The organism is Candidatus Pelagibacter sp. Uisw_134_02 (genome assembly GCF_047720265.1).
Classification (GTDB): domain Bacteria; phylum Pseudomonadota; class Alphaproteobacteria; order Pelagibacterales; family Pelagibacteraceae; genus Pelagibacter.
In genome coordinates this window covers 1-16,056 of sequence record NZ_CP159813.1, presented here as the reverse complement: position 1 = coordinate 16,056, position 16,056 = coordinate 1, and the positions used below count along the sequence as shown (strand labels likewise).

At 26.3% G+C, this 16,056-nt stretch carries 17 protein-coding genes and 1 tRNA gene; 11 read left to right on the top strand and 7 right to left on the bottom strand.

What is annotated here, in order from left to right; all coding sequences use genetic code 11:
- Positions 1–45 precede the first annotated feature (45 nt).
- The 4 genes from ABXT56_RS00090 to ABXT56_RS00075 are packed head-to-tail and all read left to right on the top strand — an operon-like array spanning position 46 to position 4,121.
- Positions 46–2,526, top strand: a complete 2,481-nt coding sequence (locus tag ABXT56_RS00090) for a helicase-related protein (protein ID WP_415300121.1) — start codon at positions 46–48, stop codon at positions 2,524–2,526.
- A complete protein-coding gene (locus tag ABXT56_RS00085; protein ID WP_415300120.1) occupies positions 2,526–2,954 on the top strand; it encodes a TerB family tellurite resistance protein in 429 nt (142 codons plus the stop codon). Before ABXT56_RS00090 ends, ABXT56_RS00085 begins: the two co-directional genes overlap by 1 nt.
- The gene (gene fdxA, locus ABXT56_RS00080) at positions 2,951–3,277 is read left to right on the top strand and encodes a ferredoxin FdxA (RefSeq protein ID WP_415300118.1); all 327 of its coding nucleotides are present in this window, start codon (positions 2,951–2,953) and stop codon (positions 3,275–3,277) included. Before ABXT56_RS00085 ends, fdxA begins: the two co-directional genes overlap by 4 nt.
- Positions 3,219–4,121, top strand: coding sequence for a CarD family transcriptional regulator (locus ABXT56_RS00075; RefSeq protein ID WP_415300117.1), 903 nt, complete (start codon positions 3,219–3,221; stop codon positions 4,119–4,121). Before fdxA ends, ABXT56_RS00075 begins: the two co-directional genes overlap by 59 nt.
- Positions 4,122–4,482: 361 nt before the next feature.
- Here the strand turns inward: ABXT56_RS00075 and ABXT56_RS00070 are convergent, their stop codons facing one another.
- Both ABXT56_RS00070 and ABXT56_RS00065 read right to left on the bottom strand, forming a co-directional pair.
- Positions 4,483–6,186 (bottom strand): AMP-dependent synthetase/ligase, encoded by a 1,704-nt coding sequence (locus ABXT56_RS00070; RefSeq protein WP_415300115.1) that lies wholly within the window; start codon positions 6,184–6,186, stop codon positions 4,483–4,485.
- Positions 6,187–6,192: 6 nt separating this feature from the next.
- Positions 6,193–6,277: transfer RNA gene (locus tag ABXT56_RS00065), tRNA-Leu, on the bottom strand.
- A gap of 68 nt (positions 6,278–6,345) precedes the next feature.
- On the opposite strand from ABXT56_RS00065, the gene ABXT56_RS00060 reads away from it, so the two are divergent.
- The 3 genes from ABXT56_RS00060 to ABXT56_RS00050 are packed head-to-tail and all read left to right on the top strand — an operon-like array spanning position 6,346 to position 7,946.
- Positions 6,346–6,942: a YqaA family protein gene (locus tag ABXT56_RS00060; RefSeq protein WP_415300113.1), complete on the top strand. Its 597-nt coding sequence runs from the start codon at positions 6,346–6,348 to the stop codon at positions 6,940–6,942.
- Position 6,943: 1 nt separating this feature from the next.
- A complete protein-coding gene (locus tag ABXT56_RS00055) occupies positions 6,944–7,429 on the top strand; it encodes a disulfide bond formation protein B (protein WP_415300112.1) in 486 nt (161 codons plus the stop codon).
- Positions 7,413–7,946 (top strand): demethoxyubiquinone hydroxylase family protein, encoded by a 534-nt coding sequence (locus ABXT56_RS00050; RefSeq protein WP_415300110.1) that lies wholly within the window; start codon positions 7,413–7,415, stop codon positions 7,944–7,946. The genes ABXT56_RS00055 and ABXT56_RS00050 overlap by 17 nt, the downstream gene beginning before the upstream one ends.
- Here ABXT56_RS00050 and ABXT56_RS00045 read toward each other — a convergent pair whose 3' ends face one another.
- Together ABXT56_RS00045 and ABXT56_RS00040 are read right to left on the bottom strand one after the other, a co-directional pair.
- Entirely contained in the window at positions 7,947–8,513 is a 567-nt protein-coding gene (locus tag ABXT56_RS00045) for an HNH endonuclease (protein ID WP_415300108.1), read from the bottom strand.
- Between the two features lie 47 nt (positions 8,514–8,560).
- The gene (locus ABXT56_RS00040) at positions 8,561–9,220 is read right to left on the bottom strand and encodes an alpha/beta hydrolase (RefSeq protein ID WP_415300106.1); all 660 of its coding nucleotides are present in this window, start codon (positions 9,218–9,220) and stop codon (positions 8,561–8,563) included.
- A gap of 50 nt (positions 9,221–9,270) precedes the next feature.
- Here ABXT56_RS00040 and ABXT56_RS00035 point away from each other — a divergent pair, with 50 nt between their 5' ends.
- Positions 9,271–9,474 carry a twin transmembrane helix small protein gene (locus tag ABXT56_RS00035; protein ID WP_415300104.1) on the top strand — a complete coding sequence of 68 codons (204 nt, stop codon included), beginning with the start codon at positions 9,271–9,273 and terminating at the stop codon, positions 9,472–9,474.
- Here the strand turns inward: ABXT56_RS00035 and ABXT56_RS00030 are convergent.
- On the bottom strand, positions 9,471–9,986 hold the full coding sequence (locus ABXT56_RS00030) for a TlpA family protein disulfide reductase (RefSeq protein ID WP_415300101.1): 516 nt from the start codon (positions 9,984–9,986) through the stop codon (positions 9,471–9,473). The genes ABXT56_RS00035 and ABXT56_RS00030 overlap by 4 nt on opposite strands.
- 24 nt (positions 9,987–10,010) lie before the next feature.
- On the opposite strand from ABXT56_RS00030, the gene argH reads away from it, so the two are divergent.
- The 3 genes from argH to ABXT56_RS00015 all read left to right on the top strand — a co-directional run bounded on the left by argH (position 10,011) and on the right by ABXT56_RS00015 (position 13,445).
- Complete coding sequence (gene argH, locus ABXT56_RS00025; RefSeq protein ID WP_415300099.1) at positions 10,011–11,399, top strand: argininosuccinate lyase; 1,389 nt, start codon at positions 10,011–10,013, stop codon at positions 11,397–11,399.
- A gap of 117 nt (positions 11,400–11,516) precedes the next feature.
- Complete coding sequence (gene lysA / locus ABXT56_RS00020) at positions 11,517–12,731, top strand: diaminopimelate decarboxylase (RefSeq protein WP_415300097.1); 1,215 nt, start codon at positions 11,517–11,519, stop codon at positions 12,729–12,731.
- A gap of 12 nt (positions 12,732–12,743) precedes the next feature.
- A complete protein-coding gene (locus ABXT56_RS00015) occupies positions 12,744–13,445 on the top strand; it encodes a lysophospholipid acyltransferase family protein (RefSeq protein WP_415300095.1) in 702 nt (233 codons plus the stop codon).
- Here the strand turns inward: ABXT56_RS00015 and dnaN are convergent.
- Positions 13,442–14,554 (bottom strand): DNA polymerase III subunit beta, encoded by a 1,113-nt coding sequence (gene dnaN, locus ABXT56_RS00010; protein ID WP_415300093.1) that lies wholly within the window; start codon positions 14,552–14,554, stop codon positions 13,442–13,444. The two genes, ABXT56_RS00015 and dnaN, sit on opposite strands and share 4 nt — an antisense overlap.
- On the bottom strand, positions 14,544–15,956 hold the full coding sequence (gene dnaA / locus ABXT56_RS00005; protein ID WP_415300091.1) for a chromosomal replication initiator protein DnaA: 1,413 nt from the start codon (positions 15,954–15,956) through the stop codon (positions 14,544–14,546). Before dnaA ends, dnaN begins: the two co-directional genes overlap by 11 nt.
- Between the last annotated feature and the right edge of the window lie 100 nt (positions 15,957–16,056).

Genomic DNA, 16,056 nt, shown 5'->3' with positions numbered 1-16,056 from the left:
CAACAACATATAGTGGGGTAAAAATTAAAGGTACCATAAATAGAAATGTCTAAAAACAAAATCACAGCTGTTCTGGGGCCAACAAATACTGGAAAAACCTACCTGGCAATTGAAACTATGCTTTCTTTTGACTCGGGGATGATCGGTTTTCCTCTAAGACTTCTTGCGCGAGAAGTGTACGATAAAATTATTAAAAAAATAAGTATAGATAGAGTTGCTTTAATTACCGGTGAAGAAAAAATAATTCCTACAAATGCAAAATATTTTCTTTGTACTGTTGAGTCTATGCCAATTAATAAAAATTTAGATTTTGTTGGGATAGACGAAATACAAATGTGTGCAGATCATGAAAGAGGACATATTTTTACTGATAGATTATTAAACCTTCGTGGACAAAAACTAACAATGCTAATGGGGTCGAACACTATTAAAAATATAATAGACAAACTTGACGAAGATACTGAATTCATAAACAGAGAAAGACTTTCTAAACTTTCATATGTGGGGCATAAAAAAATTTCAAGAATAAATAGAAAAACAGCAATAATAGCTTTTTCAACTGAAGAAGTTTATGCGATTGCAGAACTTGTTAGAAGACAAAAAGGTGGGGCAGCTATTGTCATGGGCTCTTTAAGTCCGAAAACAAGAAACGCTCAAGTTCAATTATATCAGTCTGGAGATGTAGATTTTCTTGTTGCAACTGATGCAATTGGAATGGGAATTAACATGGATTTAGAAAATGTTTTTTTTTCAAACTTAAAAAAATTTGATGGAAGAAAATTAAGACGTCTTAACATGTCTGAAATTGCACAAATTGCTGGAAGAGCTGGTAGGTATTTAAATGATGGAAATTTTGGAATTACTGGTGATTGTAAAGAAATTTCTGCAGATGAAGTTGAACTACTTGAAAATCACAAATTTGAAGAAATTCAAATGCTTTTTTGGAGAAATTCTAATTTAAATTTTAATAATGCTTTAAGCTTAATTAAATCACTTGAAGAAAAACCTAATAGAAATTGGTTGAGAAAAATACATGAGTGTGGTGATGAAAAACTTTTAAAATATTTTTTAAAAGACATGGAGAGTCACAATATTAAAAATAATCAAGAAACATTAGAATTACTTTGGGAATGTTGTCAAATACCTGATTTTGTAAAAAAAACTTATGGTAACCATCTTGAAGTAGTTAGTAAAGTTTTTAGCTTTTTAAATGGTCAAGAATGTAAAATTTCTAGTGATTATATGAGATTGCAGTTAGTAAAGTTAGATAAATTAGAAGGAAATGTTGATTCTTTATCAAATAGAATTGCAAATGTTAGAACTTGGTCATATGTTTCAAATAAAATTAATTGGGTTGAAAACCAAAGTTATTGGATTGAAAAAACGAAATTATTAGAGGATAGGTTATCTGATAGACTACATGAAGAACTTACCAAAACATTCATTGACAAAAGAGCCAGTGTGCTTGCAAGAGGATTGAAACAAGATATGGAATTCAAAACTGAAATAATGGAAGATGACAAAGTAATAATTGATGATCAATTTATTGGAAACTTAAAAGGTTTGAGGTTTGAAATGGACTTAAAAACTGGTGCACTCGACAACGATATTAAGTCATTAAAAAAAACAGCAAGACAAACAGTAGGTCCTGAACTAAAAAAAAGAATTCAATCCATTATAGATACAAAGCTAATAGAAATAAAAAATGATTTTAAAATTTATTGGAAAAATTTTTCGATTGCTAAATTAATTCCCGGTAAGGATTACTTAAGCCCTGATATATTTTTAATAGTAGATGATATTTTAGAAAATGAGGATAAACAAAAATTATCAGAATTTATTGAAAAATGGATTAAAGAAAAAATAAACCTAGTATTAAAAAGTTTAATCGATTTAAAAGATTTAAAAGAAAGCAACTCATCAATTAAAGCTTTAGCTTATCAATTATATGAAAACAATGGTGTAATTAAAAGAGAAGTAGTAGCTGATTATTTAAAGAAACTTGGTCAAGATGAGAGAAAAATTTTGAGAGATTTAGGAGTAAAATTTGGTAGGTATCATGTTTTTTTATTTAGATTATTAAAACCTGAAGCTGTTTCCTTAAGAACTTTACTATGGAAAAATTTTAATCAAATAAACTTTAATTTAACTCCTCCTACTTTTGGCTTAAATTTTTTAGATAATAAAAATATAAAAAATAAAAACTTTATGCTTCTTTGTGGTTTTGAAAGTTTTGATAACTATTTTGTTAGAATAGACATTCTAGAAAGGTTATTTGTACAAATCATAAACTCCGACTCTGAAAAAGGTAAAGAAATTAAACTAATTCCTGAAATGCTAAATTTATTAGGATGCAGTAAAGAAAATTTTAAAAAATTGATTGAAAAAATGAATTACAAAACACTTGAAAAAGATAATAATATTTATTTTAAATATAGTCCAAAAAAACAAATTAAAAAAACTTTTAAAAAAACAACTCCTTTAAACAATCCATTTAAGATATTAAAAAATTTAAATTTTAATTAATGATCAACTTTTTTAAAAATAAACAGAAAGATAACATAACTGATGACAAATCTTATTCTAATATTGCAGCTTTATTAATTCATGTGGCAAAAATTGATGAAAATTATGAAGATAAAGAAAAAGAGATTATAAAAAAAACTTTAATTGAATTGGGTGCAGAAAGTTCAAATATAGATAAATTAATTTCAGATGCGTCAATTATTGAAGAAAATTCAAACCAAATACTAAATTTCACAAGAGAGGTTAAGAATGCTCCTGAATCAGATAAAATTAGAATTATTGAATCTCTATGGAAAATCATTTATTCAGATGATAATGCAGATATGTATGAGACAAACTTAATGAGGAGGCTTGCTGGTTTATTATATATAGATGCTAAAATAATGGGTGACTTAAAAAAAAAAATAAAACAAGAATTAAACAAATGACCTACCTTGTAAATGACAAATGTATTAAATGTAAAATGATGGACTGTGTTGAAGTTTGTCCAGTCGATTGCTTCTATGAGGGTAAAAATATGCTTGTAATTAAACCAGACGAGTGTATAGATTGTGGCGTTTGTGAGCCAGAATGCCCTGTTGATGCAATAGTAGCAGATACAGAATCTGGAAGCGAAAAATGGCTTGAAGTGAATACAAAATATTCTGAAATTTGGCCAAACATAACTGTTAAAAAAGATCCTCCAGAGGATCATGAAAAGTATAAAAATGAAGAAAACAAGTACGACAAATATTTTAGCGAAAATCTTTAAAAAAACTTCAGTGAAAAAAGTAAAAAAAAAAGTCGTTATAAAGACTTTAAAAAAACCAAAGATAAAAAAAGTTAAAAAATCTATTTCTACAAAATCTATTAAAGTAAAAAAAAACCATCCAATAAAAACTAAAAAGAATTTAAAAGCAGTTACTACAAAACCTGTTAATCAGAAATCAGAGATTAAAACTGATAATTTAAGAATTTCAAAAAGTAATGAAATTAAACCTGAGATTAAAAAAGTAAAAAAACAAGAAACGGAAAAAAAAGAATACAAGGTAAAAGATTATGTTGTTTATCCAAAACATGGTATTGGACAAATTATTGAATTTAAAAAAATTAATATTGGTGGCATAGATGTTGAAACATATGTTCTTAAGTTTGAAAAAGATAAAGCTAATGGAATGGTTCCAGTTAACAAGCAATCTCACCTGAGACCTCTTGCAACCATTAACCAGGTGAATAAATGTATCGCTATTTTAAAAAGTAAACCAAAAATAAAAAGATCAATGTGGAGCAGAAGAGCACAAGAGTATGAAGCAAAAATTTCTTCTGGTAAAATTTATGAACTTGCAGAAGTTGTAAGAGATTTGAACAAAGGAGATGATCTAATGGTTGATCAATCTTATAGTGAAAGACAACTCTTTGAAAAAGCTTATGAAAGAATTTTATCAGAATTTAAAATAGTAATTGGTGTGTCCTTAGAAGACACACAAAAAAAATTAGATAAAGCCCTTAAAAGGAACCTGGAAGGTCAATCTAAAACGGCAGTGCCTATAACAACCCCTAAGGTTATAACGCCGGAAGAAACTGACGTGGAACCAACCTCTGATACAGAAGATTAAAATTTAATATAAAAAAAAACGCCTCTCACACATATAGTTATGAGAAGCGTTTTTTGAAAAGATTAAGATACTATCTTTTTCTTTTCTTCGCTTTTTTAGCTTTTTTAGCTTTTTTCTTAGTTTTCTTTTTAGCTTTTTTAGCTTTTTTTCTTGTAGCCATCTTTAGCTCCCTGTTTAAGTTAAACGAATCAAAGTGATTCGTTATTAACTTATTTTTATTTTTTTATACAAGTGATGTCAATTCTTTAATTAAACAACATTTTTTTAATAATTTTTTTAATAATTTTTTTTTAATAATTTTTTTTTGTAAGTAAAAAAGTTAGAGTTTATGCGATTAATAATCTATTTTTAATGGCATGAATTAATAAAGTTTTTCTATTTCTGTTTTATAATTATTTATAATTTTATACCTTTTTAATTTTAAAGTCGGAGTCATAAAACCGTTTTCAATTGTAAATTGATCTTTAATTATTAAAAATTTTTTTATTTTTTCTATTTGAGATAAACTTTTATTTATTTTTTCTATTTCTATTTGAATTTTTTCTTCTGAAGTATTTTTGTACTCTCCACTCAAAACAATTAAACAAATTAAGTATTGTTTATTATCACCATAAACTAAACTTTGTTCAATGTAATTAGATTTATTCAAATCATTTTCAATTTTAATTGGTGAAATATTGTCACCGCCAGGCGTAATAATTATATCTTTTTTTCTATCTGTTATCTTTAAAAATTCTCCATCAAATTCTCCGACGTCACCAGTATACAACCAGCCATCTTTTAAAACTTCATTGGTTTCTTTTTCTTTTTTCCAATAGCCCATCATTACATTTTCTCCCTTAACAATTATTTCTCCGTCTTCAGCGATTCTAACTGAATTTCCTTTAAATGGAGGTCCTACCGTCTCAACTCTAATATCGTCTATAGGGTTGCAGCTTACAACTGGTGATGTTTCTGTTAGTCCATATCCTTGAAGTGTTGGTAGTCCAATAGCATTTAAAAATAATCCTACTTCTTGATCAAGAGCACCACCACCAGAAACAAATGCTTTTAACTTTCCACCAAATTGATTTTTAATTTTTTTTCTTACTAATTTTTCACAAATAAAATTCATTAAATTTTCTATTAAAGAAAATTTTTTCTTATTCAATTTTTTTTTTCCTAAACTAATTGTTTGGTTAATGAGCACTTTTTTAATTCCTGTTGCCTTATTAAATGACGCATTAATTTTTTGATATAGATTTTGATAAAACCTAGGTACTGCTGTCATTATCTCTGGCGAACAATCTCTCATATTTTTAACTAACTTATCTATACTTTCTGCATAGTGTACTTTTGCTGCCACAACAATTTGAACAAATTGAACTGTATGTTCATATGAATGAGATAGGGGAAGCCATGTTAAAAATTTGGGTTTATTCGAAATAAATTTTTTTAATAAGCTATATGAACCTTCGCAATTATTAAGTATTCCTCCATGACTTAACATTACCCCTTTTGGGTTTCCTTGTGTGCCAGAAGTATAAATGATACATGCAATGTCTTTTCTATAAATTTTTAAATCCATAAGATTTTTTTTATTATAGTTTTCTTTTTTAAAAATATTTTCTGTATTTAATATAAAATTATTGTCAAAATTTTTTATCTTTTCAAAAACAATAATCTTTTTTATAAAATTTTTTTTTGGAATAATATTTTTTACTTTTTCATATTGAATTTTATCTGAAACAATAATTATTGTCGGTGTACAATCATCAATAATGTACTCATAATCTCTTTCCACATATGTTGTGTAAGCAGGAACTGTTGTTCCTCTTGATAACATGATTGAAAGATCTGCAATCATCCACTCAGGTCTATTTTCAGAAATCAATAAGCACCTATCGCCTTTAATTATATATTTTGATATTTCTTCAGATAATTTCATTATATTTTCATAAACATCTCTCCATGAATATTTTATCTCAATATTTTTTAATGATTGTAAAAAAACATCTTCTTTGTTTTGTTTTTCATATTGATGATTAAACAATTCTAATAAATTATTGATTTTATCTATTTTCATAAATTTTGGTGGGCGAAGAGAGAATCGAACTCTCACTTCTTGCGAAACACGATTTTGAGTCGTGCGCGTCTACCAGTTCCGCCACTCGCCCTGCGTTTTAACTATTATAACTATAAAATTAAATAGTATAAGAACTTAATTTATATTAAAACCGAAAAAATGATTAAACATTTATATCAAAAATCTTTAAAACTCGCTGCACACAAGAGTTCAAAAACATATTTGGCAATAGTGTCTTTTGTAGAAAGTTCTTTTTTTCCTATTCCACCAGATGTCATGATTGCACCAATGGTGATTGCAAAAAAAGAAGATTACTTAAAAATTTTTTTAATAGCTACAATATTTTCTACATTGGGAGGCTTTTTAGGTTATTTTATAGGTTTGTCTTTTTCAGATATAGCAATGCGTGTTATTGAATTTTATGGTTATGAAAATAAAGTTGATGATTTAAAAGATAATTTTTCTATTGGTGATGGTCGCTATATTTGGATAGCCACATTATTTCTTGCTGGATTTACACCTCTACCATTTAAAGTTTTTACTATTACTAGTGGCATGATTAGTTTTAATTTATTTTTATTTGTTTTTATTTGTTTAATTTCTCGAGGTTTGAGGTTTTTCATTGTTTCTTATCTTTTGTTTAAGTTTGGTGATAGTTTTAATAAGTTTATGGAAACCGAGGCAGCAAAATGGTTTACTATTTTTGGTATTTTAATTGTAGCTATTTTTGGTTTAATATATTTACTATTTAAATAATATGCCTTTAATTAAATACCAAAAATCTCTAAATCTAATATTATTTTTTAGTATTTTTGCGCTTATTTCAGCTTACTTCATTCAATATATATTGGGTCACCAACCTTGTAATTTATGTTTAATTGAAAGGGTTCCTTATATCTCTGCAATAATAATTATTTTATTATGTTTTTATTTAAAAAAATTTGAGAAAATATCTTTGATTTTTCTTAGTTTAATATTTTTTTTTGCTACAATAATATCTTTCTATCATTTTGGAATTGAACAAGGTTTTATTAAAGAGTCTTTAGTCTGTGATTTAGACGAAGAAGAGATAATTCTGAATTCTGAAGAATTATTAAAAAAATTAAAAGAGAAAACCGTAAGTTGTAAAGATATTACTTTTAAAATTTTTGGTTTATCTCTTGCGACTATAAATATTATTATTTCTTTAGTATTATGCGTTATAACTATGAAACATTTTTTAAATTATGAAAAAAACAGATAAAAATAAATTAAAAGAATTTATCAGAGTAGATCATGCTGGAGAACGTGGTGCAATAAAAATTTATGAAGGGCAACTATTGGCACTTAATACGTTTGTAAAAGATGATAATCTAAAAAAAAAAATTGAAGAAATGAAAATTCATGAAAAAGAACACTGTGATTATTTTGAAAATGAAATTAAAAAAAGAAATATTAAACCTACAAAATTTTTACATTTGTGGGATATGCTTGGTGTCGGTTTAGGATTTGGTTCAGCAATATTAGGCAAGAAAGCTGCCATGCTTTGTACCGCCTCAGTTGAAGAAGTTATTGATAAACATTATTCTGACCAAATCAAAGAACTAAAAAATGATGAAAAAAAATTAAAAGATAAAATTATTAAATTTAGAGAAGATGAATTACACCACAAAGATATAGCTTATCAAGAAGGAGCTACAAAAGAAGGTGTATATTTAATTTTAGATAAGATAATTAAAACTGGCTCAAGAATAGCTATTAATATATCTGAAAAAATATAACTAAGCCTCTAGCTCAACATCCCAATACAAATAGTCCATCCAACTTTTATGAAGAAAATTTGGTGGAAAATATTTACCATTTTTATGTAGATCTTCTGTCGATGGTCGAAAAGGTTCTTGATTAAGAGTCATTTCTGAATTTTTTAACAACCTTCCACCTTTTTTTACATTGCACGAAGAACATGCAGTAACTACATTGTCCCAATTTGTTTGTCCTCCTTTTGATCTGGGAAGCAAGTGATCGAACGTTAATTCTTGATCACTCCCACAATATTGGCATAGAAATTTATCTCTTAAAAAAACATTAAATCTTGTAAAACTTGGGTTGGATTGTGGTTTGATAAAACTTTTTAAAGCAATAACACTTGGTAATTTCATATTAAATGATGGACTCCTTATAACTCTATCATAATTACTAACTATAGTTACTCTGTCTAAAAAAACAGATTTTACTGAATCTTGCCAACTCCATAGAGACAGTGGATAATAACTTAATGGTCTATAGTCAGCATTTAAAACTAATGCAGGACATTTTTCTAAAGAAAGATTTTGATTTGACAAAAGCATTTGAAAATTCTAACTGAAAAAAATTATTTTATCAATAAATAGAATTTTTATCTAATTTGAAAATTATTTTTTATATAACTTAATGCTAAACTTGAGGCTTCAATTGGAATATGATGCTCACAATCTTTGATCATTTTTGTCGCTATTTCAATGTCATTTCTAATTAAAAAATCCTTAGCCTCTAATAAAAAAGTTGGTGATACAACCTCATCCTTATCCCCGTGTATTAAAAGCATTTTTGTTGAAGAATTTTTTCTTTTTATAATATCTTTCTCATTTATTATTTTTCCTGAAAAACCAACAACACAATTATAATTTATATTGCTTGTTAATCCCAAATTTATGGACATCATACATCCTTGACTAAAGCCAGATAGGCAGATTTGTGAATTTTTTAATGCATATTCATTTTTTACTTCTTCAATAAACTCTTTAAGCTTTATTTCAGCTTTTTTAGACTGTTCTAGAATATATTCTGGATCGTCTCTGGTTAGATCAAACCACTGGTATCCAGTTGGATTAATTGTACATTTTTCATGTCCATTTGGGCATAAAAAAATAGTGTTAGGAAGAAATCTTTTCCAATTTAAAGTTAACATACTAATATCTTTTCCATCTCCACCATATCCATGAAGCAAAATAACAGCATGCTTAATTAGTATATCTTTTTCTGGTTTTATAATTGTTGTTGTTAGACAAAATGTCATAGATGTTTTTATTATGTTTTTTTATACAAATAAGATACTACAATAATATCATGGTTTCTGGAACATTAGTTAAAATTTTAGGCATAGTCCTTTTAATAGTAGTAGCTGTTGTGTTAATTCTTGGAATTGGAACTTTGTTTAAGGGTGGAGAAACTAGTAGAAAATATTCAAATAAACTGATGCAGTTAAGAGTGCTTTTCCAGTTTATTGCTATAATAGTTTTGGTTTGCTTTGCTTATTTTTTTAAAAATTAATTATAAGCTTTTAACCAATTAATAAATTCTTCATTATTAAAATCAATAGAGCCCATAATTCTAGCAAACTCCTTGCCTTGCTTGTTAAATAAAATAGTTGTTGGAACTCCTCTTAAAGAAAATTTTTTTGCCAAGGTAATTGGCGCATCCATAAAAATATTTAAATTTTTAATATTTAATTCTTTAAAAAAAAATTCTGATTTAGATACATCTTCTTGACCAATATTTATCGGAAAAATTTTTAAATTATCAAGATTGCTATTTGATTGAAGATTATCTAAAGATGGCATCTCCTCTCGGCATGGAGCACACCAAGTTGCCCAAAAATTTAATAGTATCAATTTACCTTCAAAATCATCTAAATTGACGTTTTTTTGATTTATATCCTTAAAGATTATGCCCTCATATACTTTTAGATTTTTAGTTAACACTAAATTTTTTATGTCAGGCTTTTCTAAAGCATAACAAAAGTTTGTGATTATTAGGCTAATAAATATTATTAATAATTTCATACTAAATATGTATAATTAACTATCATGGTAAAAAATAAAAACAATAAAGCAATATGGGGCTCAAGAATAAAAAAAGATGCCTCCTTATTATTTCAAAAAGTAGGTAGCTCAATAAATATTGATAAAAAGCTTTTTAAAGAAGATATTTTAGGGTCAATTGCACATGTGGAGATGTTATTTAAGCAAAAAATTATTTCTTTTAAAATTAAAAATAAAATAGTTTATGGACTAAATAAAATTGAAAAAGAAATTTTAAAAAATAAATTTGAATTTAGCAAAAAATATGAAGATATACATATGAATATTGAAAAAAGATTGTTTCAAATCATAGGCGAGGAAGCCGGATATGTTCACACAGCTAGATCAAGAAATGATCAAGTAATCACAGATTTTAAAATGTGGACAAAATCAGCTACTAAAGAGATCAATAAAAACTTAGATAATATCATAAAAACAATTCTTAAAATTTCTGAAAAAAATATTGAAACTATAATGCCAGGTTTCACACATTTAAAAAACGCTCAAGCTGTATCATTTGCACATTATCTAATGGCTTATGTAGAAATGTTTCAAAGAGATAAAAAAAGATTTACATATAACTTGGAAAATTTATCAGAATGTCCTCTCGGTGTTGCAGCATTAACTGGTACTTCTTTTAATATTGATAGAAATTTTACATCAAAAAAATTAGGTTTTGAAAAACCAACAAATAACTCAATAGATACTGTTGCCGATAGAGATTTTGTTCTAGACTTTTTGTACAGTACATCTGTTTGTTCAATGCACATCTCAAGAATTGCGGAGGAATTAATTATTTGGAACTCAGACGGTTTTAATTTAATTACACTATCGGATAAAGTAGTAACAGGATCTTCTATAATGCCTCAAAAGAAAAATCCTGATCTACTAGAGTATCTGAGAGGAAAAACTGGTACAACTTATGGAAATTTATTTTCAATGTTAACGATACTAAAGAGCTTACCAATCTCATATTTTAAAGATTTACAAGATGATAAGGAAATACTATTTAAATCTAATGAAATCCTTAACAACTGTATTGCAATTCTTAATGAAGTTTTAATTAACTTAAAACCTAATAAACAACAAATGCTACATCTTGCTAATTCTGGCTATATTACAGCTACGGATTTAGCTGATTATCTTGTTAAAAATCACTCAATGCCTTTTAGAAAAGCTTACCAAACTACAGCTATAATTGTTAATTTTGCTGAAAAGAAAAATAAAAAATTAAATGAATTAAGTATTAAAGAATTAAAAAAAATTGAACCAAAGCTTACAAGTGAAGTATTAAAGATATTTGATGTAAAAAACTCAGTAAATTCAAAAAAATCTTATGGTGGAACATCTTTTGATAATATTAAAAAAATGATATTGAAATATAAAAAAGTTTAAAATGATAAAAAAAATATTTTTAATTCCTATATTTTGTATTTTATTATTCTCATGCGGGAAAAAAGGTGATCCTGAATATAAAGTGGATAAAAATTATACCTTAGTGTTCACTGTTTAATGAAATATATTAATAAAAATCTATCAATTGAAAAAGTAAAGTTTTCTAATATTGCTAAAAAATTTGGCACACCTACATACTGTTACTCATATGGGCAATTAAAAGAAAATATAAATACCTTTAAAAAGAGCTTTAATTCATTTTCACCATTAATATGTTTTGCAATTAAATCTAATACCAATGTCAACCTGATTAGAGAAATTAAAAAATTTGGATTAGGTGCAGATGTAGTTTCAATGGGAGAATTAATGTTGGCACTTAAGGCTGGTATAGACCCAAAAAAAATTGTATTTTCAGGAGTTGGAAAAACATCAAATGAAATTAGATATGCAATTGATAAAAAAATTTTATTAATAAATGCTGAGTCTAAAAGTGAAATTAGGGAGATTGAAAAAATTAGTAAATCTAAAAAAAAAATAGTCAATATTGGTATTAGATTAAATCCAAATACAGATGCAAAAACTCTAAAACAAATTTCAACTGGTAAAAAAGAAAATAAATTTGGTGTAAGTGAAAAAACATTTATTGAACTTGTAAATTATTCGAAATTATCAAAAAATATCAATCTTAAATGCTTAAGTGTTCATATAGGAAGTCAAATTTTAGATTATAAACCCTATGAAAAAATGCTTAAAGTAGTTGATAGGATTGTCAAAAAAAGTAATTATAAATTTGATTTTATAGACCTGGGTGGTGGTATGGGTATATCTTATGAAAAAAGTAATAAAAAACTAAATTACCAAAAATATAATATTGCTATAAAAAAATTTTTAAAAAGTAATGACTGTAAAATCATATTTGAACCAGGCAGATCAATAGTAGGCAATATAGGTTCACTCATTTCAAAAGTTATTTATATAAAAGAGAGTAATAAAAAAAACTTTATAATATTAGATGCTGCAATGAACGATCTTATGAGGCCAGCATTATATGGTGCTAATCATAAAACTTTGCCTGTAGTAAAAACTAATCAAATTTCAAAAAAAGTTTATGAGTTTGTTGGACCAATCTGTGAAAGCACTGATAAATTTACAACCTTGAAACATTTTCAAAAATTAAAAGAAAAAGACCTTGTTGTAATGTGTGATGTAGGGGCTTACGGAATGTCATTGAGTTCAAATTATAACCTTAGACCGAAACCGACAGAAATATCAGTTAAAGGCTCTAAAATTAATGTTATTAAAAAAAGACAAAAATTAGAAGAGCTAATTTAATTTTTGATAAAAATGATAAGAAACTTTTTATTTTCTATATTTTTTTTTACTGGCATTATTTTTATTTCATTAATATTCCTTCCAGCAATTTTTTTACCTAATAAGATAGTCTTATTTGGTGGTAAAATTATGGGTTATTGGACTTCTTTTTGCTTACAAATTTTTTTATCTACTAAAATTATTATTAAAGGTAAAGAAAATATTATTAAAAATAAAAAATTTTTTATAGCAGCTTCTCATCAATCAATGTTTGAAACTTTTTTTTTACAAACAATTTTTAATTCTCCTGTTTTTATTTTAAAAAAAGAACTATTGATGATACCTATATTTGGCTGGTACCTTAAAAAAATTGGCTCAATATCAATTAGAAGAAATAAAATATCAAAAGAAAACCTTGGTTTCTTTGATGATATATTAAAACAGATAAATTCATCAGACAGACCTTTAATAATTTTTCCGCAGGGAACTAGATTGTTACCTGATGAGAGAACACCTTTTAAAAAAGGTTCCAGCAGAATCTATGAAGAGCTTAAAATTTCATGTCAGCCAATTGCAATTAACTCCGGAAATACCTGGCCAAAAAAAGGTTCAAAAAAAATCAATACTACTTTAACTGTCTCAATTTTAGAACCTATTGAGCCTGGATTAAATAAAGAAGTTTTCTTAAAAAAATTAGAAAATATTATTTATTCAGAGCTAGACTGTTTAAATTAACCCTTCATGGGCATCACAACAAATATACTATCAAAGTCACCTGGATCCTTAATCAACGCTGGAGAGCCAGTATCATTGAAAAAAATTTCTATCTTATCTCCATCAAGCTGAGATGCAACATCCATTAAATACCTTGAGTTAAAACTAATTTCTAAATCATTATCAAACTTTACTGCTAAACTTTCTTTTCCATCACCACTATTAGTGTTATTAACTGATAAATTTAAAACGTCTTTTGATAAATTAAATTTTACACCATCTTTTTTATCTAATGAAACTGAAGCCACTCTATCAACAGAGTCTAAAAATAATTTTAAATCTAATTCTAATTTTTTTTGATTATTTTTAGGTATTACCTGAATATAATTTGGAAATTTACCATCTATTAACTTGGAAATTAAAATACTATTATTTAATTCAAATTTAATTTTAGATTTAACATTTGAAATTTTAACATCCCCATCATAACTTTCTAATAAAGAACATAATTGAAAAATTGTTTTTTTCGGAAGAATTATTGGTTCAAAATCTATCTTTTGATTCAATCTTATTTTAGATATAGACATCCTATGACTATCAGTAGCTGCAGCTGTTAAGAAGTTCTTATCATCAGTTTGTGTTTGATGAAAAAAAATCCCACTTAAATAATGTCTAGTTTCATCGTTAGAAACTGAAAATTTACATTTATTTAATAATTTTAATAGTTGTTTTGATTTTAAAGAGAACTCATTTTGATTGAAATTCTCATCTGTTAAAGGGAATTCAGAAGCATTTATACAGTTCAAATTAAAAACTGATTTTTCTGACTCAACTTGAAGCTTACTAGCTTCTGTTAAAGATAGATTAATTTTTTTTCCAGAAGAAAATTTTCTTATAATGTCATACATGATTGAGGAAGTTGTGGTCGTATTACCTTCTTCAATTACTTCAACATTGTCAATTTGATGAATAAATATTAAATCTAAATCAGTTGCTGTAATTGTTAAATTTGAGTTACTAACATTTAGCAAAACATTTGACAAGATTGGCAGCGTGCTTCTTTTTTCTATAACGCCCTGGCAATAATTTAGAGCTTGTTGTAAATCTTGTTGATTAACGTTAAATTTCATTTTCTTTAGTATACAATATTTGATTTTTTAAGTTATTAATATTGTTAGTCATTTCAGGGTCTTTTTCTTTCAATTTTTCGATTGTTTTTACTGAGTGTATGATTGTTGTATGATCTCTATTAGAAAACTCTCTACCTATTTCTGGTAAAGATTTTGAAGTTAATAATTTTGTTAAATAGATTGCTGTCTGTCTTGGCCTAACAAGATATCTTGATCTTCTCGAAGAAAGCATCTCATTTTTACTTATTTTAAAAAATTTGCAAACAGTCGATTGAATTAAATCAATCGTTACTTTGTTTTCACCCATATTTAGCAAATCCTTCAAAACAACTTTAACTTCTGATAAATTTGGAACTTTGTTATATATTCTTGAAAAAGAGACAACTCTATTAATCGCACCAACTAACTCTCTAATACTTGTTGTAATCTCTGTGCTAATAAATTTTTGTATTTCTTCAGAAATATTTATTTGATTAGAATAAAATACATTAAGTTCTTCTGTTTTCTGTTTAATAATCTTGCTTCTGAGCTCATAATCTGGTTTTTGAATATCGACAACTAAACCACCAGCAAATCGTGATTTAATTCTATCTTGGATTCTAGATAGTTTATTTGGAGCTCTATCTGCTGAAATTATTACTTGTGAACCTTTATCAAGCAGTGCATTAAATGTATGAAAAAACTCTTCTTGCATTGCTTCCTTGCCATTCATGAATTGAATATCATCTATCAATAATATGTCAGTATTTCTAAAATATTCTTTAAATTTTACCATGTCATTGGATTTTATAGATTTAACAAATTGATACATAAATCTTTCTGCAGAAATAAACATAACCTTATTTTTTTCTTTCAATGAAAGTCCAATTGAATTTAACAAATGAGTTTTCCCCATACCAACACCGCCATAGATATAAAGCGGATTATAATGTGAAATATTTTCTGAAACTTTCAATGATGCTTCGAAAGCCAATTTATTACTTGTGCCTGTAATAAAATTATCAAATCTTTTATTTGGATCTATTCTATTATATTGAAGATATGTATCTTTAATAAAAGAAACATTTTCATTTTTTTCAATTTTATTAATGTTTTTTTCGATTTCGCTTACCGAATTTTTTTCAACTATTTTAAATTCTATTCTTGTTAAATCTTTTTTATAAACTTTTATAATTTGTAAAATTTGATCTAAATATCTAGATGTAATCCAGTCTCTTATAAATCTAGTTGAAACTGAAAGTAACACATAGCTGTTTACCTCTTCAACAAAATTTATTTTTTTAAGCCAGCTTTCATAGACATCACCACCTAACTTATTCTTCATATCCTTTTGAATAATATTCCAGTCTAGAGACTCAGAGGAAACGTTCTTTGGGTTTTGTTTTATATTGTTGTTAGACATAAATTTGTAGGAATAAAGTCAGTTAGAAGCAAAACAAATATTTTGCAATAAATAATTTTATAAAAACAAAAATAAATAAACTTTTTAAGTGAATCGATTA